The following is a 20,830-nucleotide window of genomic DNA, read 5'->3' as shown; positions in this document are numbered from 1 at the left end:
ATCAAGGATAAGGGAGACGTGCAGCTGGTTTTTTGTCGCCCAGGTCAGGGCACCGTCATGAAGGTGAACGGTTGCGCAGGCCGGAACTGCGAACTCGCGTCCCCGGCATAGACAGTCTTCTCTCCTTCGCCGAGATCGAGCCGCAGGGTGGGCGCGCCCGCGCTGAAATCCAGGTTCGCCAGCTCCACCCAGAACGTGTTCGGAGACAGCGCCGATTCGAAGAAGTACCGCCGCGCCTTGTGGTCGACGACCGTGCGCCACCGGGTCGAGGAGATGTTCGGTTCGTCGGAGGTCGCGATGCCGTACGGGGTCGACGCGTTGCGCACCACGCTGAACACCGCGGCCACCGACAGCACCGGATCGTCGGACTTGGGAACGGCATTGATGTAGAAGGACGCCCGCACGAATCGGTCGGCGGCGCGGTTGGTGCCGGGCAGCATCACGGTGCCGCCGATCTCCTCCCAGTACTCGGTGATGGCGAGCTGCTTGGCGAAGATCGGCGAGTTGGTCATCACCTGGTACTGACGGCCGTGGTGGATGGTCTGTTGCCCGTCGACGTACTCGACGATCGCGCTGTCCCCTGTGCCGTCGGACATGGCCAGGTGCAACGTGGCCATCCGCTGCTCACCGGGCACGTCGGCGGTGGCGACCCGCAGCGGCGTCGCGGTCAGGGCCTCGACGGCCTCGGCGACCGAGCCGAAGTTGTCCAGGACGTACTGGCCCCACAGCGACAGGGCGACCGCCGGGCCTGCAGCGTCGGCGGCCGGGTACTGCGATTCGGCGAGCCACAGCAGGTTCACGGCCAGGCCCGCCTCGTTGACCCCGTCGGTCGTGCAGATGTCGTAGCCGGTCGCCACCACGCTGCCGTACTTCGCGGTCCATTCCACCGAGTCCGGTCCGGCCTGTCCGGTGCGCGCCACCCCGCGGGGCAAAACCCACAGATTGGTGCCGATCTCCAGTTTCCAGTCCATCGAACGGCCGGTGACGACGCGATCTCCGGTGCCGAGGTAGACGACGCGGGTGCACATGCGCCCAAAGGCTAGCCAGCCCAGACCCGGGTCAGGCGTAATCCGCCCGCAACACGCGAAGCCCGTTCCCGTAACAGAAGCGTCGTCTATTGACGGGGACCGGCCCGACGGGCCGCCACCCTCAGGAGATATTTGATGGACACAGGAACCACGGCGTTCATGCTCTGTTGCATCATCGGGCTGACGATGATGATCCCCGGCCTGGCGCTGTTCTACGGCGGCATGGTGTCGGTGAAGAGCTCGACGAACATGATGATGATGACGTTCGGTGCGGTCGCCGTCGTCGGTGTGCTCTGGATCCTCTTCGGGTTCTCCATGACGTTCGGCACCTCGTACGGCGGGTTCGTCGGCAGCTTCACCGAGTTTCTCGGCATGAAGAACCTGCTCGAACCGATGACCACTGTCAACGGCCTGCCGGTCAGCCTGTTCTCGCTGTTCCAGGCGTTGTTCGCGGCCATCACCGTGGCGCTGATCTCGGGCGCGGCCGCCGACCGGATGAAGTTCGCCGCATGGATGGTCTTCGCGACCGTGTGGGCCGTGCTCGTCTACTTCCCCGTCGCGCACTGGGTGTTCGCGGTCGACGGCACCGTGACCAAGGATTCCGTGGGCGGCTGGATCGCCAACAAGCTGCACGCCATCGACTTCGCGGGCGGCACGGCAGTGCACATCAACGCCGGCGCCGCCGCGCTGGCCGTGGCCATCGTGCTCGGCAAGGGCGCCAACTGGGGCCGGCTGCGCAAGCCGCACAACGTGCCGCTGACCCTGCTGGGAGCGGGCCTGCTGTGGGCCGGCTGGTATGCGTTCAACGGCGGGTCGGCGCTGGCCGCGGGCAATTCGGCCGCCATCGTCATGGTTACCACGTTCGTCGCGACCTGCGCGGCCACGCTGGCCTGGCTCGCGGTCGAGAAACTCAAAGACGGGCACGTCACGGGCGTCGGCGCCGCAGCGGGCGCCATCACCGGCCTGGTGGCCATCACCCCGGCCTGCGGTGCCGTCACACCCGTCGGTGCGATCGTGCTCGGCCTGATCGCCGGGGCGATCTGCCCGCTGGCCGTCGGCCTGAAGGAGAAGTTCGGCTACGACGATTCGCTCGACGTGGTCGGGGTGCACCTCGTCGGCGGAGTCATCGGCACGCTGCTCATCGGCTTGCTGGCCAGTGACACCATGCCCAACAAGGTCAACGGCCTGTTCTATGGCGGCGGTCTCGACCAGCTGTGGCGCCAGGGCGTCGCGGCACTGGCCGTGATGGTTTATTCGTTCGTCATCGCCTACGTCATCGCGCTGGCGATCAAGAAGACGATGGGCATCCGCATCTCGCCGGAAGACGAGGAACTCGGCATCGACACCAAGGTCCATCGCGACGCCGCCTACGAGCTCGAACTGGTCTGACCCACGACCGACGGAAGTCTCCGCAGCCCCACGCCGGCACTTCGGCGTGGGGAAATGCGGGAGGATACGGAGGGAAATACGTTAAACAGGTAATTGTGAGCGCCAGCCAGAAGCCGAAGGCGGATTGCGCATGAGTGAAGTCCCACTACTCCGCAACAAATCGGGCACCGCCCGGGACCGTGATCCGCTCGCTTCCGCCGATGAGCTCGAGTTCGAGGCGGCGATCGGGCGCAATGTGCGCCAGCTGCGCCAGCAGCACGGCCTGACGGTCGCCGATATGGCGACCCAGGTCGGGATCTCCAAGGCCATGCTGTCCAAGATCGAGAACGCGCAGACGTCGTGCAGCCTGTCCACGCTCGCGTTATTGGCGAAGGGTCTGGACGTGCCGGTGACCAGCCTCTTTCGCGGTGCGGACGTGGAACGTCCGGCGGCGTTCGTCAAGGCGGGCACCGGAGCGCGCATCGTGCGCGAGGGCACGCGCGAAGGCCACGAGTACCAGCTGCTGAGTTCGTTGCGCGGGGAACACAAGCGGCTGGAATGCCTGCACGTGACGCTGTCGGAGAAGAGCCAGACCTATCCGTTGTTCCAGCATCCCGGCACGGAGTTCATCTTCATGCTCGAAGGCGTGATGGATTACAGCCACAGCCGCTCGGTGTACCGGTTGCACCCCGGCGACTCGCTGCAGATCGACGGCGAGGGCGCCCACGGACCGACCGATCTGGTGGAGCTGCCGATCCGGTTCTTGTCGGTCATCGCCTTCCCCGATTCGCAGGTCTGACCGAGAACACCTCTGCGAGATCAATTTTCGCGCGCGTAAGTCGCGGATTCCGCCATGCGCGAGTGGCACTGTCACTAAAGTTTGAAGGCGTCTGCTCGACAGTGCCCGCCGAGGGGAACTCCCATGAGCACAGCCGCCGAACGCGCTGCCCACCTGGAATTGGTCGGACGGCTCAAGTCCGCCTATCCGGAGATGCCGGACGCGCCGCCCCCCGATCTCCTCGATCACGAGCGCTTCCTGGCGTACATGAAGACCGTCCACGACGTGGGCGGAGAGCCGGACGCTCCGATGAAGTACGAGAACAAGGATTACGAGTACTGGGAGCACATGACCTACGTCATCTGCGAAGTGCTCGCGTGGCGCGGGATCTGGCTGTCCGAGGAGCGCCGCCGTATCGGCAACGTCGACGTCGGGCGCGCGGTCTACCAGGGCTTCCCCTACTACGGGCGGTGGCTGTGGGCCGTCGCGCGGGTGTTGGTGGAGAAACACCACATCAGCCTCGGTGAGCTGACCCAGCGCATGGTCGAGGTCCAGGCCCGCTACGAGGGCGGCCTGGCGGGCCGCAAGCTCGAAGCGCAGCCGAAATCCGCGGGCGACGGCGCGGATGTCACCCGCAACGAGCACCACATCCGGGCGGTCGGCAAGGGCGACCCGCAGGTGTACGCCGGACAGGCGGGTGAACCCAGGTTCCGGGTGGGCGACGCGGTCAAGGTCCGCGAGCTGCCGATCCTGCTCTACACCCGCACTCCCGAATACGTGCGCGGTGCCCGGGGCGAGATCGCCGAGGTCACCTACGAGAGCCCGGCCGCCGAGGACGAGACGTGGGACCGCGCCGACGCCACACCCGAGTGGTTCTACATCGTGCGCTTCAACCAGTCCGAGTTGTGGCACGGCTACACCGGCACCGCGAGCGACACCTTGCAGACAGAGATCCCCGAACGTTGGCTGGAGAGGGCCTGATGACGGATCACCACGATCACGATCACGACCATGCGCGCACGGTCAAGCCCATGGTGGACGAGATCACCGACTTCGAAGTGCTCGAGATCGCCCTGCGTGAACTGTGCATCGAGAAGGGCATCTTCACCGCTGAGGAACACCGCCGGTTCACCGAGTTCGCCGAGCAGATCGGGCCGACACCGGCCGCCCGCCTGGTCGCGCGTGCCTGGCTGGACCCGGACTTCAAACAGCTCGCGCTGACCGACGCGCTGGCCGCGAGCAAAGCCGTCGGCGTCGACTGGCTCGAACCGACCGGCTTCGGTACGCCGAGCGATTTCACCGCGTTCAAGATCCTCGAAGACACTCCGACCCTGCACAACGTGATCGTCTGCGCGCTGTGCTCGTGCTACCCGCGGCCCATCCTCGGCAATTCACCCGAGTGGTACCGCACCCCCAACTACCGCCGACGTCTGGTGCGTTGGCCGCGCCAGGTGCTCGCCGAATTCGGCCTGTACCTGCCCGACGACGTGGAGGTCCGCGTCGAGGATTCCAACCAGAAGCATCGCTTCATGGTCATGCCCATGCGCCCCGATGGCACCGACGGCTGGGACGAGGATCAGCTCGCCGAGATCATCACGCGGGACTGCCTCATCGGCGTCGCGCTGCCCAGGCCGGGCGTCACCACCAATGTGATCGTCGACACCCGACCTGCGGTCCACCCGGCGGAGTGACGGCATGGCTGACGACATCTCGACGCTGAAGACCATCGTCGACCGCAACCAGGTGTGGCCCCGGATGGCCGCCAAGTACGGCGTCGAGAATCCCGTACCGCCGTGGAAGACCAGCCTCGACGGTCTCTGCGATGCACTCGACCATTCCGCTTGCGGGACAGGGAGACTCAGCTTCAAGGAACGCCGTGACGAGGAAGACGAACTCTCGGCGACGCTCTATGCGGACCTGCCCTACCCCGAGAACCAATTGGTGTCCTTGGCGCACTCGCTGCTGGTGCGCGGCGTGATCGACGAGACCGAGCTGCGACAGCGGCTCGACGCGGTGCGGGCCAGGCTCGAGGCCTGAGCCCCGCGTACGCGTGGGGCCATCCCACCTCGGGGACGGCCCCTCTGCGGCACTACTGGTTCTGCAGGTTGGTGATGCGCCAGGCGCCATGGTGGTTGTGCCAGCCCGGCATCACGTCCGGCGCCGGGGTGGCGTAGGTGTCGGGGCTGTACACGTGACCCGGGCCGGTGGGGCCTTGAGCGGATGCGGTGCCGGCCAGGCCGAGGGCGGCCGCGCCGATGGCGCCGGCGGACAGGATCGGCAGAGCGGCGATCCGGACGATGCTCTTGGTGGTGATCATTTCGAATTCCTTTGCGTGAGTGGCTATTTCGATTGTTTCTTCGGCTTGTTTCGCCGTTGAGACAAGAATGCCGCGCACAGCCGTCCAGGTCTGTCGAGCGACTGGAGGATGTGCCGGCTGAATGTGCCGTCCCCCGATCGGAGGACGGTGGCGCACGCTCAGGTTTGGGGTGGAACAGGGACGCGGAGTACAGTCAGCGGTGATGTTGACTGTGCAGCGGGTGCTCCTTCTCGGACGCCGCGACGGGGTCTGATCCAGACTGGCCTCCCGTCGCGGGTTTTCGCGATGCGCCGGTCTGAATCCCCCATCGACCCGGAGCAACCATCATGACCACGCAAGAAACCTCTGTCGACGCCTACAGTTCGGTACGCGCCATCAAGACCCCGGCCGGTCCGCGCCGCGACGGCCAACCCTCCTGGAACACCCAGCACGCATCGTCGATGCCTGTCAACCGGTACCGGACGTTCGCCGCCGAGGTCGAACCTGTCACGCTGCCCGACCGCACCTGGCCGGACAAGGTGATCGAGCACGCACCCATGTGGTGCGCGGTCGACCTGCGTGACGGCAACCAGGCCCTGATCGACCCGATGAGCCCCGAGCGCAAACGCCGGATGTTCGACCTGCTGGTCCGCATGGGCTACAAGGAGATCGAGGTCGGTTTCCCGTCGGCGAGCCAGACCGACTACGACTTCGTCCGCGAGATCATCGAGCAGGGCGCCGTTCCCGACGACGTGACCATCCAGGTGCTGACACAGTGCCGCCCCGAGCTGATCGAGCGCACCTTCGAGGCGTGCGCCGGCGCGCCGCGCGTCATCGTGCACTTCTACAACTCCACCTCGATCCTGCAGCGCCGCGTGGTGTTCCGCGCCGACCGTGAGGCCGTCAAGAAGATCGCCACCGACGGCGCCCGCATGTGCGTCGAGGAGGCCAAGAAGTACCCCGGCACGCTGTGGCGCTTCGAGTACTCGCCGGAGTCCTACACCGGAACCGAACTGGAGTACGCCGTCGACGTCTGCAACGCCGTCGCCGAGGTGGTCCAGCCGACGCCGGAATGGCCGCTGATCGTCAACCTGCCCGCGACCGTCGAGATGGCCACCCCGAACGTCTACGCCGATTCGATCGAGTGGATGAACCGCCATCTGGCCCCGCGGGATTCGATCATCCTGAGCCTGCACCCGCACAACGACCGCGGAACCGCCGTCGCCGCAGCGGAATTGGGCTACCAGGCCGGTGCCGACCGGATCGAGGGCTGCCTGTTCGGCAACGGTGAGCGCACCGGCAACGTGTGCCTGGTGACGCTGGGCATGAACATGTTCTCCCGCGGCGTCGACCCGCAGATCGACTTCTCCAACATCGACGAGATCCGCCGCACCGTCGAGTACTGCAACCAGCTGCCGGTACACGAGCGCCACCCCTACGGCGGCGACCTGGTGTACACCGCGTTCTCGGGCAGCCACCAGGACGCCATCAACAAGGGCCTGGACCAGATGAAGGTGGATGCGGACGAGGCCGATCAGGACGTCGACGACATCCTGTGGCAGGTGCCGTACCTGCCGATCGACCCGAAGGACGTCGGCCGCACCTACGAGGCCGTCATCCGCGTCAACTCGCAGTCCGGCAAGGGCGGCGTCGCCTACATCATGAAGGCCGATCACGGCCTGGTGCTGCCGCGCCGGCTGCAGATCGAGTTCTCGCAAGCCGTCCAGAAGATCACCGACGGCGAGGGCGGCGAAGTGTCGCCCAAGGAGATGTGGGACGTCTTCTCCGACGAATACCTGGCGCCGATCACGCCGCTGGAGCGGATACGGCAGAAGGTCGTGGCCTCCGAGGTCGACGGCGGCACCGACACCATCACCGCGATCGTGAAGATCGACGGCGTGGAACGCGAGATCGTCGGTGCGGGCAACGGTCCGCTGGCGGCGTTCGTCGACGCCCTCGGAGCCGTGGGCTACGACATCAACGTGCTGGACTACTCCGAGCACGCCATGTCCTCCGGTGAGGAAGCGCAGGCCGCGGCCTACGTAGAGGTGTCGATCGACGGAAAGACCGTGTGGGGCGTCGGCATCGCGACGTCGATCACGACTGCATCACTTCGGGCCGTCGTGTCCGCCGTGAACCGTGCCGCGCGTGGTTAACTGACGGAAGCGTAGATCAGCTACGCAGCCGACAATTCCAAAGGAGCCACCCATGGACTGGGGATCATCGTGGGACTTTCTCTGGCACTTCCTGATCATCTTTGCGTGGATTGCATATTTGCTGGTGCTGTTCCAGATCCTGGGGGACCTGTTCTGGCGCGATCATGAGACCTCCGGCTGGATCAAGGCCGTCTGGGTGATCTTCCTGATCGTGTTCCCCTGGCTCACGGCGTTCATCTACCTGATCGCCCGCGGCAAGGGGATGGCCCAGCGCGCGGCCACGGCCGCCGCTGCGGCCAAGCAGGAGACCGACGCCTACATCCGTGAGGCGGCAGGCCGCACCCCCGCCCAGGAGATCGCCGACGCCAAGGCACTGCTCGACGCGGGAACGATCAACCAGGCCGAGTACGAGTCCCTCAAGGCCAAGGCGCTGAGCTAGAACAACGTGAACTGGTCGCCGTCGGGCGGGCTGTCGACGAACTCCTCGACATCGGTCCCACCCACGACGTGGCCGATGAGGGTCATGAACTCCCCGTCGGCGACCAGTGGCACCCCCAGCTCACACGCCTGGTACCCCTTGCCCTGATCCGGGGCGGTCTCGTTGCAGATCACCAACGAGGTCTGCTGATCGACCGCATCGGTGTAGGCCAGGCCGGCATCGAGGATGCGCTCGATGACCTCCTCATGCGTGCGCGTCATCTCGGCCGACAGCGCGACCCGCATGCCCTGCACCAGCGGCCGGCCCGGCACGTACGCCCCCGGGTTGGCATACGGACACGGCAGCCGCGACGCCAGCACCTTCAACGGCCGCAGCTCGTCATGGGTGACCTGGCCGTTGGGCCAGCGCCGGCGGCCGACCTCGCGCAGCGGCAGCCACACCTTGCGGTCGCGGGCCCGGGCCAGGGTGGGCTTGAGGATCTGCGCCAGCACCTGGGCATCGTCGAGCGCGTCGTGCGGGCGCATCTGGCTGACACCCCAGTGTGCTGCCAGCGTCTCCAGCCGCAGGTTCTCCGTGCCCAGTTCCAGCCGGCGAGCGAGCTCGACCGTGCACATCACCGAGTCGATGGGCAGCTCGGCTCCGACCAACTCGGCCTCGGCGGTGAGAAAGCCGTAGTCGAATCCGACGTTGTGGGCCACCAGCGTGCGACCACGCAGCACGTCGATGAGCTGATCGACGACGTCAGCGAAGGTGGGCTGGCCTTCCAGCATCTCCGCGGTGAGCCCGTGCACGTGGGTGGGACCCGGATCGACGCCCGGATTGAGCAGGCTTGCGACGCTGCGCTCGACACTGCCGTCGTCGCCGACCGCCAGCGCGGCCACGCTCACGATGCGGGCCTGCCCGGGCCGGAAACCCGAGGTCTCCACATCAACGACGGCCCAGCCCGCGCCCGGCTCGGCTGCCGGTCGGCCCCACGACGGGCGGGCCGTCAACGGCGGTGCGGTGCTCATAGTCGCCAGGATGGCACGCAAGTCCGACAACCTCGCTCGGCGGGCCAGCGTGTCGTGCACCTAAAATCGCCGGAATGCTGACCCTGCGCGGACGTGCCGCACTCGCGGCCGGAGCATCCGCACGCTGGGCGTCGCGGGTGACCGGCCGCGGCGCAGGCGCAATGATCGGCGGCCTGGTCGCGATGACTCTGGACTCCTCGATCCTGCGCCAGCTCGGACGGGGCCGTCGCACGGTGGTGGTGACCGGCACCAACGGCAAGTCGACCACCACCCGGATGACCGCGGCGGCGCTGGCCACCGTGGGCCCGGTGGCCAGCAACTCGGAGGGCGCCAACATGGACGCCGGGCTGGTGGCGGCGCTGGCTGGGGCCCGCACCGCGAATCTGGCCGCGCTCGAAGTCGACGAGATGCACGTCCCACACGTCTCAGATGCCGTGGACCCCTCGGTGATCGTGCTGCTCAACCTGTCCCGCGACCAGCTGGACCGGGTCGGGGAGATCAACCACATCGAGCGCACGCTGCGGGGCGGCCTGGCCCGGCATCCGGACGCGGTGATCGTGGCCAACTGCGACGACGTCCTGATGACCTCGGCCGCCTACGACAACCCCAACGTGGTGTGGGTGGCGGCCGGCGGCAGCTGGGCCGGCGATTCGGTCAGCTGCCCGCGCTCCGGCGAGATCATCGTGCGCGACGGCGTCAGCTGGTACTCCACCGGAAGCGACTTCAAGCGTCCCAGCCCGCAGTGGTGGTTCGACGACACCCACATCTACGGCCCCGACGGGCTGGTCCTGCCGATGACGCTGGCGCTGCCCGGCGCCGTCAACCGCGGCAACGCCACCCAGGCCGTCGCGGCGGCGGTCGCGCTCGGCGCGGACCCGGCTGCCGCCGTGGCCGCCGTCTCCGGCGTCGACGAGGTGGCAGGCCGCTACCGCACCGTGCAGATCGGCTCGCACACCGCCCGGATCCTGCTCGCGAAGAATCCGGCCGGATGGCAGGAGGCGCTGTCGATGGTGGACAAGCAGGCGGCCGGCGTCGTCATCTCCGTCAACGGGCAGGTGCCCGACGGTGAGGACCTCTCGTGGTTGTGGGATGTGAGCTTCGAGCACTTCGCCGATGAGCCGCTTGCGCGACGAGAAGCCGGCACCGACGCTGTCGTGGTGGCCGCCGGTGAACGGGGCACCGACCTGGCGGTGCGGCTGGGCTACGCGGGGGTCGAACACACGCTGGTACACGACACGGTCGCCGCGATCGACTCGTGCCCGCCCGGGCATGTCGAGGTGATCGCGAACTACACCGCGTTCTTGCAACTGAATCGGCGGATCTCATGAGTGCTGTGCAGATCGGGCTGGTGCTCCCCGATGTCATGGGCACCTATGGCGACAGCGGCAATGCTGTGGTGCTGCGGCAGCGGCTTCGGCTGCGTGGCATCGACGCGGAGATCGTCGAGATCACCCTTGCCGACCCGGTTCCCAGCTCGTGTGACCTCTACACCCTCGGCGGCGCCGAGGACTACGCACAACGCCTGGCCACCAAGCACCTGATCCGGTATCCCGGTCTGCAGCAGGCGGTTTCGCGGGGCGCTCCCGTGCTGGCGATCTGCGCGGCGATCCAGGTCCTGGGGCATTGGTATGAGACCTCGGCAGGCGAACGCGTCGAAGGCGTCGGCCTGCTGGACGTCACAACGTCGCCGCAAGAGGCCAGGACCATCGGTGAAGTGGCATCCACACCGCTGCTGGACGGGCTCACCCAGCCGCTGACCGGCTTCGAAAACCACCGCGGCGGAACGGTTCTCGGCCCTGATGCCCGCCCATTGGCGGCAGTCACCAAAGGCGCGGGCAACCGGGCCGGGGACGGTTACGACGGCGCAGTGCAGGGCAGCGTGGTCGCCACCTATCTCCACGGGCCATGCCTGGCGCGCAACCCGGAGCTGGCCGATCACCTGCTGACCCGTGTGGTCGGTGAACTGCCACCACTGGAACTGCCCGAGGTCGACCTGTTGCGGCGCGAACGGTTCGCGGCGCCGCGGCGGGTCTAGCCCTACCGTCGACTGGCCACTTGTTGCACGGAAACTCCGAAAAAGCGTGCAATAACTGGCCATTCACGGGACGAAGGGGTCGACCGCTGCGGCGATCCGCGCCGCAGCGTCGGTGAGCACCGCGTCCCCGTGACCAAATCCGGCGACCTGCGCGCCGGTGGCCGCGAGTCGTTCCAGCGACTCGGTGGCGGCGCGCCGGTCGGTGTTGAAGACTCCGAGGATCACCTGTCCGTTGAACTCCGCGACCGCATCACCGGTGAGTACGGCGTCAGCAGCGGGCAGGTACAACCCGATGCTGCCCGGCGTGTGCCCGGCTGCGGCGACGATGCGGGCGCCTCCGGCGAGGTCGAGCACATCGCCGTCGCGCACCGAGCGGTCGACGCGGCACGCGGGGCCGTGCGGTGAGGTTTCGAAGTCCGGCCGGATCGCCCGCTCACCGTCGGTGAGCACCGGCAGCGGCCCCGGCTCGTCACCGCGTATGTAGGTCGAATCATCCACGCCGGCAACCACTTCAGCGCCCGACCAGCCGGCGATCTCGGCAGCCGAGCCGCAGTGGTCTTCGTGAAAATGGGTCAGCACAACGCGTTTCACGTCGGCGCGGGAGCGGCCCAACGCCGTCAAGGCCTCACCGATCAACGCGGCGCTGTCGGGCCAGCCGGTGTCGACGAGCGTCACACCGTCCGGACCGAGCCAGAGATAGCAGTTCAGCAGATGCGCGCGGTCACCGGGAATGCGCAGCCGATACAGCGAGGGAGCCAACTCAAGCAGGTCGGGCATGATTCGACGCTAGTAGATCCCGCCGAGTGGCCAGTTGTCGCACGCCGAACGCGGAAAATTGTGCGGTAACTGGCCACTCGGGACCAAAGAATTCAGGCCATCGCGCGGCGGCCGGCCAAGGCGCGGCCGAGGGTGAGCTCGTCGGCGAACTCCAGATCCCCGCCCATCGGCAGGCCCGAGGCGATGCGCGTCACGGTCAGCCCCGGGATGTCGCGCAGCATCCGCACCAGGTAGGTGGCGGTCGCCTCGCCCTCGGTGTTCGGGTCGGTGGCGATGATCACCTCGGCCACGTCGACGCCATCGACACGTTCCCCGATCCGGTTCAGCAGCTCACGGATGCGCAGCTGGTCGGGCCCGATACCGGACAACGGGTCCAGCGCGCCGCCGAGCACGTGGTAGCGGCCGCGGAACTCGCGCGTGCGCTCGACGGCCTGCACGTCCTTGGGTTCCTCGACGACGCACACCAACGACGCGTCACGCCGGGGGTCACTGCAGATCCGGCAGCGCTGCGCGTCGGACACGTTGCCGCACACCTCGCAGAACGTGACCCCGTCGCGGATGCGGCCCAGCACGGCCGTGAGCCGGTCGATGTCGGGCGGCTCGACGCTCAGCAGATGAAACGCGATGCGCTGCGCGCTCTTCGGGCCGATGCCGGGCAGTTTGCCCAGCTCGTCGATCAGATCCTGAACCGGACCCTCAAACACTCCAGAACACCTACAGTCCCGGGATGCCGAAGCCGCTCAACCCGCCGGCCAGCGGGCCCAGGCGGCTTTGCGCCATCTCCTGCACCTGCGCCGACGCGTCGGCGAAAGCGCCCACGATGAGGTCCTGCAGGGTCTCCGGATCGGACGGATCGATGACCTTCGGATCGATCGACACGGCGACGACCTCGCCGCTGCCCTTCACCGTGACCTTGACCAGACCTCCGCCTGCCTGACCCTCGACCTCCGCGTTGGTCATCGCCTCCTGGGCCTCCATCAGCTGCTGCTGCACCTGCTGTGCCTGTGCGAGCAGTGCCGACATGTCGGGTGTGCCTCCGGGTTGCATGACAGGTCCCCTTGCCGTGTTGGTTGCGTCTTGGTCTCGACTTGGTTTCTCTCCGCTCGAGCGCGGCGGTTTGACCTTCCAGCCTAGACGGCGCCCGGGCTACCGTGGCGCCCGTGCGAGTCCCAGCCTGCCTGCGTGTCGGCACCGCGGTTGCCAGCAGCGTGCTCATCGCTGTCTCGACCGCCGCCGCACCGATAGCCCATGCCGCACCCGCGAACCTCGCCGGGATGATCGTCTTCCTCGATCCCGGCCACAACGGAGCGAACGACGCCTCGATCAGCAGACAGGTCCCGACCGGCCGTGGCGGCACCAAGGACTGCCAGGCCAGTGGCACCTCGACCGACGACGGCTATCCCGAGCACACCTTCACCTGGGACACCACGCTGCGGGTCCGGGCCGCGCTGACCGCCCTGGGGGTACGGACGGCGATGACGCGCGGCGACGACACCTCGGTGGGGCCGTGCGTCGACGCCCGCGCCGCGATGGCCAACGCCGTGCACCCGAACGCCATCGTCGCGATCCACGCCGACGGCGGCCCCGCCAACGGCCGCGGCTTCCACGTGCTCTACTCGTCGCCGCCACTCAACGCCGTGCAGGCCGGTCCGTCGGTGCAGTTCGCGAAGGTGATGCGCGATCAGATCTCCGCGTCGGGTATCCCGCCGGCCACCTACATCGGCTCGGGCGGGCTGGATGCCCGCTCCGACATCGCCGGGCTCAACCTCGCGCAGTACCCGTCGGTCCTCGTCGAGTGCGGCAACATGAAGAACCCGGTCGACTCCTCGCTGATGAAGTCGCCGGAGGGCAGGCAGAAATACGCCGACGCCATCGTCCGCGGGATCGCCGGGTTCCTCGGTTCGCAGCAGGTCGCGTCGGCGCGCTAGGCGCCTTCCACCTCCTTCTTGAGGTTGGCGAGCACCTCGTCCTGAATCTTGCGCAGCCCCAGCGGCGCGAACGTCTTCTCGAAGAAGCCGCCCACGCCACCGGCGCCGGTCCAGGTCGTCTTGAGGTTGACCGACGATCCGGCTCCGGCAGGCGCGACGGTCCAGTTGATCACCATCGACGAGTTGGCGTCCTTCTCGATGACGGTGTGCCCGGCCACGTCGACGGTCGCCTTGACCTCGCGGACACGTGATTTCGTCGCCTGCAGCTTCCAGGTGGCGACGGTGCCCGCACCCTGCCCGCCTTCGAGTACCTGGTAGGCGCTGTAGTTCGAGGAGAGAATCTTCGGCCGCACCGTCTGGTAGTCGGCGATCGCAGCGAACACGGCGGCGGGTTCGGCGTTGATCAATACGGTGCTGACCGCGCTGACCTGTCCCATCGGTGAATACTCCTTGTATCAATGACGTCGCGGTCTGATAACCGCGCTCCTCCGGGTCGCATCGAATGCAACCGCCGACTAGCGTATATGTGTGTCTGTTGTTCCGACTGACGCACAGGCTGTCCACGCTGCCGGCGTACAGCGGCTCCTCGACAGCTATCGCGCCATAAAACCCACCGAGACAGTTCGTCTTGCCAAAAGCACGTCGAACCTGTTCCGCGCCCGCGACCGGCACGCCGGTAAGGGTCTGGACACATCAGGTTTGACCAATGTCATCGCGGTCGACCCACACGCGTCGACCGCAGATGTGGCAGGCATGTGCACATACGAGGACCTGGTGGATGCGACGCTGCCATATGGGCTGGCGCCCTTGGTGGTACCGCAACTCAAGACCATCACCCTCGGTGGTGCGGTCACCGGCCTCGGTATCGAGTCCACGTCGTTCCGCAACGGGCTGCCGCACGAATCCGTGTTGGAGATGGACATCCTCACCGGCGCAGGCGAAATCGTCACCGCATCGCCCGCCGAGCATTCGGATCTATTCCGGGCTTTCCCCAATTCCTATGGCACTCTTGGCTATTCGACGCGGCTGCGGATCGAGCTGGAACCGGTGCTGCCATTCGTGGCGCTGCGCCACCTGCGCTTCCACACGTTGGACGAGCTGGTCGCGGCCATGGACCGCATCATCGAAACCGGCGGCATCGGCGGCGAGAAGGTCGATTACCTCGACGGCGTGGTGTTCAGCGCCGACGAAAGTTACCTGTGCGTGGGCATCAAGACCGCCACCGCCGGTCCTGTCAGCGACTACACAGGCAGCGCCATCTACTACCGCTCCATCCAGCACGACGGGAAGACCGCGGCGGAAAAACATGACCGCCTGACCATTCACGATTACCTGTGGCGGTGGGACACCGACTGGTTCTGGTGCTCACGGGCATTCGGCGCGCAGCACCCCGCGATCCGGCGGCTGTGGCCGCGCCGCTACCGCCGCAGCAGCTTCTACTGGAAACTCATCGGCTACGACCGGCGGTTCAACATCGCCGACCGCATCGAGAAGCGCAACGGCCGCCCGCCCCGGGAACGCGTGGTGCAGGACGTCGAGGTGCCGATCGAGAACTGCGCGGAATTTCTCACCTGGTTTCTCGAGAACGTCCCGATCGAACCAATCTGGCTGTGCCCGCTACGGTTACGCGACGATCCGAGAACCGCCGGAACGTGGCCGCTGTATCCGCTGCGCCCCCACCACACCTATGTCAACGTCGGCTTCTGGTCGTCGGTGCCGATCGGGCCCGAACCCGGGCACACCAACCGGCTCATCGAACGCAAGGTCAGCCAGCTCGATGGACACAAATCGCTGTATTCGGACGCGTTTTACCCGCGCGACGAGTTTGACGCACTATATGGCGGGGAAGCTTATAAGACGGTCAAGAAAACCTACGATCCCGATTCACGTCTCCTTGATCTGTATTCGAAAGCGGTGCAACGGCAATGACAACTTTCAGGGAAAATTCGACGCACTCTCAGGCGAACAAACTCACGCTCGCCGAGATCCTGGAGATCTTCGCCGCGGGACAGCTCCCCCTGAAATTCACCGCTTACGACGGCAGCACCGCAGGCCCCGAGGACGCCGCACTCGGACTCGATCTCAAGACCCCGCGCGGTACCACCTACCTCGCCACCGCCCCCGGTGACCTCGGGTTGGCGCGCGCCTACGTGTCGGGTGATCTGGAACCGCACGGCGTGCACCCGGGCGATCCGTACCCGCTGCTGTGCGCGCTGGCCGAGAAGATGGACTTCAAACGGCCACCGGCGCGCGTACTGGCCAACATCGTCCGCTCCATCGGCATCGAGCACCTCAAGCCCATCGCCCCTCCGCCGCAGGAAGCGCTGCCGCGCTGGCGCCGGATGGTGGAAGGGTTGCGGCACAGCCGGGTTCGCGACGCCGAGGCCATCCATCACCACTACGACGTGTCGAACACGTTCTACGAGTGGGTGCTGGGGCCGTCGATGACCTATACGTGTGCGTGCTACCCCGATGCGGACGCCACGCTGGAGCAGGCTCAGGAGAACAAGTACCGCCTGGTGTTCGACAAGCTGCGGCTGCAGCCCGGGGACCGGCTGCTCGACGTCGGCTGCGGCTGGGGCGCCATGGTCCGTTACGCAGCCCGCCAGGGTGTGCGGGCCATCGGGGTGACGCTGTCGCGCGAGCAGGCCGCGTGGGCACAGAAGGCCATCGCCGAAGAAGGGCTGAGCGATCTGGCCGAGGTGCGTCACGGCGACTACCGCGACGTCGCCGAGTCGGGCTTCGACGCGGTGTCCTCGATCGGCCTCACCGAACACATCGGCGTGCACAACTACCCGTCGTACTTCGGCTTCCTCAAGTCCAAGCTGCGCGTCGGCGGGCTGCTGCTCAACCACTGCATCACCCGGCACGACAACCGGTCGGGGGCCGCGGCCGGCGGCTTCATCGACCGCTACGTGTTCCCCGACGGCGAGCTGACGGGCTCCGGCCGCATCATCACCGAGGTCCAGGATGTGGGCCTGGAGGTGCTGCACGAGGAAAACCTGCGTCATCACTACGCGATGACCCTGCGCGACTGGTGCGCCAACCTCGTCGAGCACTGGGACGAGGCGGTAGCCGAGGTCGGCCTGCCCACCGCCAAGGTCTGGGGCCTGTACATGGCCGGTTCCCGGCTGGGCTTCGAGACCAACGTCATCCAGCTGCACCAGGTGCTGGCGGTCAAGCTCGACGAGAACGGGCACGACGGGGGCCTGCCGCTGCGCCCGTGGTGGCAGCCGTAGACGTCGGCTATTTCGCCGAGACTGCGCTGAGGGTTGTGAAGTCGCTCGTTTCACGACCCTCAGCGCAGTCTCGCGGCTAACCGTCGATCTTGCGCGCGCCCAGTTCGTTCTGCAGGAGCTCCAGCGCGACCTCCTCGGGGTCGCGGCGAGGCCCGGCCTCGCTCTGCCCGGCCTCGGCGAGCAACTCTTCTTCCTCGTCCTCGGGCGATGGCGGCTCCGGAGGGGGCGCCAGGTCCGCTTCGGGTATGGAACGAGCGACCCGGGCGGGGACCTTTGGCGGGGGCTTGGTGGCCCGCGGCGGTGGCGGCGCCGCGGCTTCCGCGGTGCCCACCTCACAGCGGATCTGCCAGTCCACGCCGAGCGCGTCCTTGAGCGCATCGCGGATGACGTCGGCATTGCGCGATTCGGTGAGCCGCTTGGCCAGCGGCGGAGATTCATGGGACAGCACAAGGGTTTTGTCCTCAACCGCCCGCACGATCGCGCCCGACAGCATGACCTCGGTGGTGCGGCTGCGCTCGCGCACCTTCTCGCGGACCGTCGTCCACATGGAGCGCACCGCGGCGGCGTTGGGTTCGCCACCGGGCGCAGGCGCCGACGGCGCGGGTTCGGGCGCCGACGGCATGGGTTCTGGCTCGGGCGTCGGTTCTGGTTCCGGCGCCGGTGCTGGTGCAGGCGCCGGAACCACGGGCTCGGGCACACGCACCGGTTCCGGCTCGGGTTCCGGCACCGGCGGCGGCGGAGGCGGAGGCGGAGGTGCCACCGCAGCGGGCGGGCCGCCACAACAGCGGGAGCCGGCGCGGGTTCGGGCGTCGGCGGCGGTGTGGCCGCCGCCTGGCTGCGCCGGGTGTAGGTCTTGGCGGGCTCGGCGGCAGGCCGACCCGCCGATGCCTGGGCCTCCCCGACCGGGATCGACATGTCGAGCCGGGTTTCGATCCGTTCGATGCGCTGCAGCAGGGCCGATTCGGTGTCATGCGCCGAGGGCAGCAGCAGCCGCGCGCACACCACCTCGAGCAGCAGCCGGGGTGCCGTGGCGCCGCGCATCTCCCCCAGCCCGGCGTGGACCACCTCGGCGTAGCGGGTCAGCGTCGCCGAGCCGAGTCGGGTGGACTGGTCACGCATGTGCTCGAGCACATCGGCGGGCGCGTCGACGACCCCGCGGGTCGCGGCGTCGGGGACCGCCTGCAAAACGATCAGGTCGCGAAAGCGTTCGAGCAGGTCGGTGGCGAACCGGCGCGGATCGTGGCCGGCGTCGATCACCGACTCGACCGCCCCGAACAGCGCCGCGGCGTCACCGGCGGCCAGCGCCTCGACGGCGTCGTCGATCAGCGCCATGTCGGTGGCACCGAGCAGCGACAGCGCCCGCTGGTAGGTGATCCGGTTGCCCTCGGCCCCGGCCAGCAGCTGATCGAGCACCGACAGGGTGTCGCGGGGGGAACCACCGCCGGCCCGGATGACCAGCGGGTAGACGGCGTCGTCGACGTCGACGCTCTCGTCGCCGCAGATGCGCTCGAGCAGCGGGCGCATGGTCCGCGGTGCCAGCAGCCGGAACGGGTAGTGATGGGTGCGCGACCGGATGGTCGGCAGCACCTTCTCCGGTTCGGTGGTCGCGAACACGAAGATCAGGTGCTCGGGCGGCTCCTCGACGATCTTGAGCAGAGCGTTGAAACCGGCCGTGGTGACCATGTGCGCTTCGTCGATGATGAAGATGCGGTACCGCGATTGCGCGGGGGTGAAGAACGCGCGGTCGCGCAGTTCGCGGGTGTCGTCGACGCCACCGTGGCTGGCCGCGTCGAGTTCGGTGACGTCGAGGTTGCCCGGGCCGTTGGGGGCCAGCGCGACGCACGAATCGCACACCCCGCACGGTGTCGGCGTGGGCCCCTGCTCGCAGTTCAGCGAGCGGGCCAGGATCCGCGCCGACGAGGTCTTACCGCAGCCGCGCGGCCCCGAGAACAGGTACGCGTGGTTGATCCGGCCCGCGGTGAGCGCCGTCGACAGCGGCTCGGTGACATGCTCCTGCCCGACGACTTCGGCGAACGTAGCCGGACGGTACTTGCGGTAGAGAGCCACGGATGCAGGCTACCTACCGGTCCCGACTAGTCATCCAGCAGCGACTCGGTCGCCGCCAGGAGCGCGCACGTCGCCAGGCCGTCGATGGCCTCTCGCACGTCGGGCAGCGACGGGAACGTCGGGGCGATGCGAATGTTCTTGTCCTCCGGGTCATTCCGGTACGGGAAGGCCGAACCCGCCTCGGTCAGCGCGATACCGGCGTTCTGTGCCAGGGCGATGGTGCGCTTGGCGGTGCCGGGCCACACGTCGAGGCTGACGAAGTAGCCGCCCTTGGGGTCGGTCCACGACGCGATCTTCGACTCACCCAAGCGGTCTTCGAGCACCTCGGCCACGAGCGCGAACTTGGGCGCGATCAGTTCGCGGTGGCGCTGCATCTGCTGCCGGACGCCGTCGGCGTCACGGAAGAACCGCAGATGCCGCAGCTGGTTGACCTTGTCGGGGCCGATCGATTTCTTCCCCGCGTGCAGTACGTACCAGGCGATGTTGCGCATGGATGCGCCCAGGAAGCACACACCGGCGCCGGCGAAGGTGATCTTGGAGGTCGAGGCGAACACCAGCGGGCGGTTGGGGTTGCCCGCGGCTTCGGCCAGGCCCAGCACGTCGACCTGCTCGACGAAATCTTCGGTGAGCGTGTGGACGGCGTAGGCGTTGTCCCACATCAGCCGGAAATCCGGTGCGGCCGTGGGCATTTGGACGAGTCGGCGGACGGTCTCCGCGGAGTAGACGGTGCCGGTCGGGTTGGAGAACACCGGTACGCACCACATGCCCTTGATGGCCGGGTCGGCGGCGACGAGTTCCTCGATGAGATCGACGTCGGGGCCTTCCTCGCCCATCGGTACCGGGATCATCTCGATACCGAACGACTCGGTGATCGCGAAGTGCCGGTCATACCCCGGCGACGGGCACAGGAATTTGACGACCGGTTCCTGGATCCACGGCCGCTCCGAATCCTCGCCACCGTGCAGCAGCGAGAACACGATGCAGTCGTGCATCATCGCCAGGCTCGAGTTGTCGCCCGCGATCAGGTTCTGCACCGAGATACCGAGCAGTTCGGCGAAGATCTCGCGCAGCTCGGTCAGGCCGTTGAGGCCGCCGTAGTTGCGGGTATCGGTGCCGTCGCGGTCGCGGTAGTCAGCGTCGCCGGGCAGGCTCAGCAGCGCATTCGCCAGATCCAACTGAGCCGGGGACGGCTTACCGCGGGTCAGGTCGAGGCTGAGGTTCTTGGCCTGCAGCTCGGCATAGTTGCGCTGTTGGCTTTCGTGCTGCGCGAGCAGATCGTCGCGGCCGAGAGAGTGGAACGACGACACCGCGCGCCTTTCACAAGCGTGGACCCGGAAGGGTCCGGGCGTTCAATGAATGAAGGGGACCCCGCGCACCCGCCAGAGCCCATTGACCCTTGCTGCCTTCCGGCCCTGGGGGAGTTCACAGGATGGACGCCGCGCGGGGTCCACGGGCGAGTGTAGTACCCGGTGCTCGATACCCACGAACCACAGGTGCACAGCGGGTCCACACCCGCACCTGGACAGAGCAGGTTGCGCTGTCGGCTACGATTGCCGACGGAGGATTCGCCTAGTGGCCTATGGCGCTCGCCTGGAACGCGGGTTGGGTTAACAGCCCTCAGGGGTTCAAATCCCCTATCCTCCGCACTCGGGTCCGGGGTGTGACCTGCTCATATGCAGTCTGGTCGCACCCCGGCCCACCCAAATCCA

21 protein-coding genes, 1 tRNA gene, 1 other RNA gene and 1 pseudogene are annotated in these 20,830 nt (G+C 67.4%); 13 read left to right on the top strand and 11 right to left on the bottom strand.

Annotation, left to right across the window (positions count from 1 at the left end):
- Positions 1-44 precede the first annotated feature (44 nt).
- Positions 45-1,028: a linear amide C-N hydrolase gene (locus BTO20_RS03050; RefSeq protein ID WP_087073266.1), complete on the bottom strand. Its 984-nt coding sequence runs from the start codon at positions 1,026-1,028 to the stop codon at positions 45-47.
- Positions 1,029-1,163: 135 nt separating this feature from the next.
- Here BTO20_RS03050 and BTO20_RS03045 point away from each other — a divergent pair, with 135 nt between their 5' ends.
- The 5 genes from BTO20_RS03045 to BTO20_RS03025 all read left to right on the top strand — a co-directional run bounded on the left by BTO20_RS03045 (position 1,164) and on the right by BTO20_RS03025 (position 5,211).
- Entirely contained in the window at positions 1,164-2,417 is a 1,254-nt protein-coding gene (locus BTO20_RS03045) for an ammonium transporter (protein WP_087073264.1), read from the top strand.
- Positions 2,418-2,547: 130 nt separating this feature from the next.
- Entirely contained in the window at positions 2,548-3,195 is a 648-nt protein-coding gene (locus tag BTO20_RS03040) for a helix-turn-helix domain-containing protein (protein ID WP_087073262.1), read from the top strand.
- 123 nt (positions 3,196-3,318) lie between these two features.
- Complete coding sequence (locus BTO20_RS03035; RefSeq protein WP_087073260.1) at positions 3,319-4,155, top strand: nitrile hydratase subunit beta; 837 nt, start codon at positions 3,319-3,321, stop codon at positions 4,153-4,155.
- Positions 4,155-4,865 carry a thiocyanate hydrolase subunit gamma gene (scnC, locus tag BTO20_RS03030; protein ID WP_087073258.1) on the top strand — a complete coding sequence of 237 codons (711 nt, stop codon included), beginning with the start codon at positions 4,155-4,157 and terminating at the stop codon, positions 4,863-4,865. Before BTO20_RS03035 ends, scnC begins: the two co-directional genes overlap by 1 nt.
- A gap of 4 nt (positions 4,866-4,869) precedes the next feature.
- Positions 4,870-5,211, top strand: coding sequence for a thiocyanate hydrolase (locus BTO20_RS03025; RefSeq protein ID WP_087073256.1), 342 nt, complete (start codon positions 4,870-4,872; stop codon positions 5,209-5,211).
- Positions 5,212-5,263: 52 nt separating this feature from the next.
- On the opposite strand, the gene BTO20_RS03020 is transcribed toward BTO20_RS03025, so the two are convergent.
- Positions 5,264-5,491 carry a hypothetical protein gene (locus BTO20_RS03020; RefSeq protein ID WP_198344240.1) on the bottom strand — a complete coding sequence of 76 codons (228 nt, stop codon included), beginning with the start codon at positions 5,489-5,491 and terminating at the stop codon, positions 5,264-5,266.
- Between the two features lie 326 nt (positions 5,492-5,817).
- Between BTO20_RS03020 and leuA the strand changes: the two genes are divergently transcribed.
- Both leuA and BTO20_RS03010 read left to right on the top strand, forming a co-directional pair.
- Complete coding sequence (gene leuA, locus BTO20_RS03015; RefSeq protein ID WP_087073254.1) at positions 5,818-7,626, top strand: 2-isopropylmalate synthase; 1,809 nt, start codon at positions 5,818-5,820, stop codon at positions 7,624-7,626.
- Between the two features lie 52 nt (positions 7,627-7,678).
- Positions 7,679-8,065, top strand: a complete 387-nt coding sequence (locus BTO20_RS03010) for an SHOCT domain-containing protein (RefSeq protein ID WP_087073252.1) — start codon at positions 7,679-7,681, stop codon at positions 8,063-8,065.
- Here BTO20_RS03010 and BTO20_RS03005 read toward each other — a convergent pair.
- Positions 8,062-9,075, bottom strand: coding sequence for a DEDDh family exonuclease (locus tag BTO20_RS03005; RefSeq protein ID WP_087073250.1), 1,014 nt, complete (start codon positions 9,073-9,075; stop codon positions 8,062-8,064). The genes BTO20_RS03010 and BTO20_RS03005 overlap by 4 nt on opposite strands.
- 74 nt (positions 9,076-9,149) lie before the next feature.
- On the opposite strand from BTO20_RS03005, the gene BTO20_RS03000 reads away from it, so the two are divergent.
- Both BTO20_RS03000 and BTO20_RS02995 read left to right on the top strand, forming a co-directional pair.
- On the top strand, positions 9,150-10,403 hold the full coding sequence (locus tag BTO20_RS03000) for a Mur ligase family protein (protein WP_087073248.1): 1,254 nt from the start codon (positions 9,150-9,152) through the stop codon (positions 10,401-10,403).
- The gene (locus tag BTO20_RS02995) at positions 10,400-11,110 is read left to right on the top strand and encodes a type 1 glutamine amidotransferase (protein ID WP_087073246.1); all 711 of its coding nucleotides are present in this window, start codon (positions 10,400-10,402) and stop codon (positions 11,108-11,110) included. The genes BTO20_RS03000 and BTO20_RS02995 overlap by 4 nt, the downstream gene beginning before the upstream one ends.
- Before the next feature lie 63 nt (positions 11,111-11,173).
- On the opposite strand, the gene BTO20_RS02990 is transcribed toward BTO20_RS02995, so the two are convergent.
- The 3 genes from BTO20_RS02990 to BTO20_RS02980 form a co-directional block, all read right to left on the bottom strand.
- Positions 11,174-11,887, bottom strand: coding sequence for an MBL fold metallo-hydrolase (locus tag BTO20_RS02990; RefSeq protein WP_087073244.1), 714 nt, complete (start codon positions 11,885-11,887; stop codon positions 11,174-11,176).
- Positions 11,888-11,979: 92 nt separating this feature from the next.
- Positions 11,980-12,591 (bottom strand): recombination mediator RecR, encoded by a 612-nt coding sequence (recR, locus tag BTO20_RS02985; RefSeq protein ID WP_083165101.1) that lies wholly within the window; start codon positions 12,589-12,591, stop codon positions 11,980-11,982.
- 10 nt (positions 12,592-12,601) lie between these two features.
- Complete coding sequence (locus BTO20_RS02980) at positions 12,602-12,934, bottom strand: YbaB/EbfC family nucleoid-associated protein (RefSeq protein WP_087073241.1); 333 nt, start codon at positions 12,932-12,934, stop codon at positions 12,602-12,604.
- Positions 12,935-13,047: 113 nt separating this feature from the next.
- On the opposite strand from BTO20_RS02980, the gene BTO20_RS02975 reads away from it, so the two are divergent.
- Positions 13,048-13,815: an Rv3717 family N-acetylmuramoyl-L-alanine amidase gene (locus tag BTO20_RS02975; protein WP_198344239.1), complete on the top strand. Its 768-nt coding sequence runs from the start codon at positions 13,048-13,050 to the stop codon at positions 13,813-13,815.
- Here BTO20_RS02975 and BTO20_RS02970 read toward each other — a convergent pair.
- Positions 13,812-14,252, bottom strand: a complete 441-nt coding sequence (locus BTO20_RS02970; RefSeq protein ID WP_087073237.1) for an SRPBCC family protein — start codon at positions 14,250-14,252, stop codon at positions 13,812-13,814. The genes BTO20_RS02975 and BTO20_RS02970 overlap by 4 nt on opposite strands.
- Positions 14,253-14,343: 91 nt before the next feature.
- Here BTO20_RS02970 and BTO20_RS02965 point away from each other — a divergent pair, with 91 nt between their 5' ends.
- The gene (locus tag BTO20_RS02965; RefSeq protein WP_087073235.1) at positions 14,344-15,744 is read left to right on the top strand and encodes an FAD-binding oxidoreductase; all 1,401 of its coding nucleotides are present in this window, start codon (positions 14,344-14,346) and stop codon (positions 15,742-15,744) included.
- Positions 15,741-17,054 (top strand): class I SAM-dependent methyltransferase, encoded by a 1,314-nt coding sequence (locus tag BTO20_RS02960; RefSeq protein ID WP_087073233.1) that lies wholly within the window; start codon positions 15,741-15,743, stop codon positions 17,052-17,054. Before BTO20_RS02965 ends, BTO20_RS02960 begins: the two co-directional genes overlap by 4 nt.
- A 76-nt stretch (positions 17,055-17,130) precedes the next feature.
- Here the strand turns inward: BTO20_RS02960 and BTO20_RS40195 are convergent, their stop codons facing one another.
- The 4 genes and pseudogenes from BTO20_RS40195 to ffs form a co-directional block, all read right to left on the bottom strand.
- Positions 17,131-17,676, bottom strand: a complete 546-nt coding sequence (locus BTO20_RS40195) for a hypothetical protein (protein WP_232491024.1) — start codon at positions 17,674-17,676, stop codon at positions 17,131-17,133.
- 65 nt (positions 17,677-17,741) lie between these two features.
- Positions 17,742-19,121: pseudogene (locus tag BTO20_RS02955) on the bottom strand (DNA polymerase III subunits gamma/tau); the annotation flags it as partial.
- 26 nt (positions 19,122-19,147) lie between these two features.
- Entirely contained in the window at positions 19,148-20,428 is a 1,281-nt protein-coding gene (locus tag BTO20_RS02950; RefSeq protein WP_087073231.1) for an aminotransferase class I/II-fold pyridoxal phosphate-dependent enzyme, read from the bottom strand.
- A gap of 50 nt (positions 20,429-20,478) precedes the next feature.
- Positions 20,479-20,573: signal recognition particle sRNA small type (gene ffs, locus BTO20_RS02945), an RNA gene on the bottom strand.
- Positions 20,574-20,679: 106 nt separating this feature from the next.
- Between ffs and BTO20_RS02940 the strand changes: the two genes are divergently transcribed.
- A tRNA-Ser gene (locus tag BTO20_RS02940) sits at positions 20,680-20,765 on the top strand.
- The last annotated feature ends 65 nt before the right edge of the window (positions 20,766-20,830 follow it).

Origin of the sequence: Mycobacterium dioxanotrophicus, assembly GCF_002157835.1 — a bacterium.
GTDB classification, from domain to species: domain Bacteria; phylum Actinomycetota; class Actinomycetes; order Mycobacteriales; family Mycobacteriaceae; genus Mycobacterium; species Mycobacterium dioxanotrophicus.
The sequence above is the reverse complement of the archived record's forward strand: the minus strand, read 5'-3'. Positions and strand labels throughout refer to the sequence as shown.

Excerpts from the sequence above, each read along its gene's own strand:
- BTO20_RS03050 (WP_087073266.1), bottom strand. The coding sequence starts at position 1,028 with ATGTGCACCCGCGTCGTCTACCTCGGCACCGGAGATCGCGTCGTCACC.
- BTO20_RS03045 (WP_087073264.1), top strand. The coding sequence starts at position 1,164 with ATGGACACAGGAACCACGGCGTTCATGCTCTGTTGCATCATCGGGCTG.
- BTO20_RS03040 (WP_087073262.1), top strand. The coding sequence starts at position 2,548 with ATGAGTGAAGTCCCACTACTCCGCAACAAATCGGGCACCGCCCGGGAC.
- BTO20_RS03035 (WP_087073260.1), top strand. The coding sequence starts at position 3,319 with ATGAGCACAGCCGCCGAACGCGCTGCCCACCTGGAATTGGTCGGACGG.
- scnC (WP_087073258.1), top strand. The coding sequence starts at position 4,155 with ATGACGGATCACCACGATCACGATCACGACCATGCGCGCACGGTCAAG.
- BTO20_RS03025 (WP_087073256.1), top strand. The coding sequence starts at position 4,870 with ATGGCTGACGACATCTCGACGCTGAAGACCATCGTCGACCGCAACCAG.
- BTO20_RS03020 (WP_198344240.1), bottom strand. The coding sequence starts at position 5,491 with ATGATCACCACCAAGAGCATCGTCCGGATCGCCGCTCTGCCGATCCTG.
- leuA (WP_087073254.1), top strand. The coding sequence starts at position 5,818 with ATGACCACGCAAGAAACCTCTGTCGACGCCTACAGTTCGGTACGCGCC.
- BTO20_RS03010 (WP_087073252.1), top strand. The coding sequence starts at position 7,679 with ATGGACTGGGGATCATCGTGGGACTTTCTCTGGCACTTCCTGATCATC.
- BTO20_RS03005 (WP_087073250.1), bottom strand. The coding sequence starts at position 9,075 with ATGAGCACCGCACCGCCGTTGACGGCCCGCCCGTCGTGGGGCCGACCG.
- BTO20_RS03000 (WP_087073248.1), top strand. The coding sequence starts at position 9,150 with ATGCTGACCCTGCGCGGACGTGCCGCACTCGCGGCCGGAGCATCCGCA.
- BTO20_RS02995 (WP_087073246.1), top strand. The coding sequence starts at position 10,400 with ATGAGTGCTGTGCAGATCGGGCTGGTGCTCCCCGATGTCATGGGCACC.
- BTO20_RS02990 (WP_087073244.1), bottom strand. The coding sequence starts at position 11,887 with ATGCCCGACCTGCTTGAGTTGGCTCCCTCGCTGTATCGGCTGCGCATT.
- BTO20_RS02980 (WP_087073241.1), bottom strand. The coding sequence starts at position 12,934 with ATGCAACCCGGAGGCACACCCGACATGTCGGCACTGCTCGCACAGGCA.
- BTO20_RS02970 (WP_087073237.1), bottom strand. The coding sequence starts at position 14,252 with ATGGGACAGGTCAGCGCGGTCAGCACCGTATTGATCAACGCCGAACCC.
- BTO20_RS02960 (WP_087073233.1), top strand. The coding sequence starts at position 15,741 with ATGACAACTTTCAGGGAAAATTCGACGCACTCTCAGGCGAACAAACTC.
- BTO20_RS40195 (WP_232491024.1), bottom strand. The coding sequence starts at position 17,676 with ATGCCGTCGGCGCCCGAACCCGCGCCGTCGGCGCCTGCGCCCGGTGGC.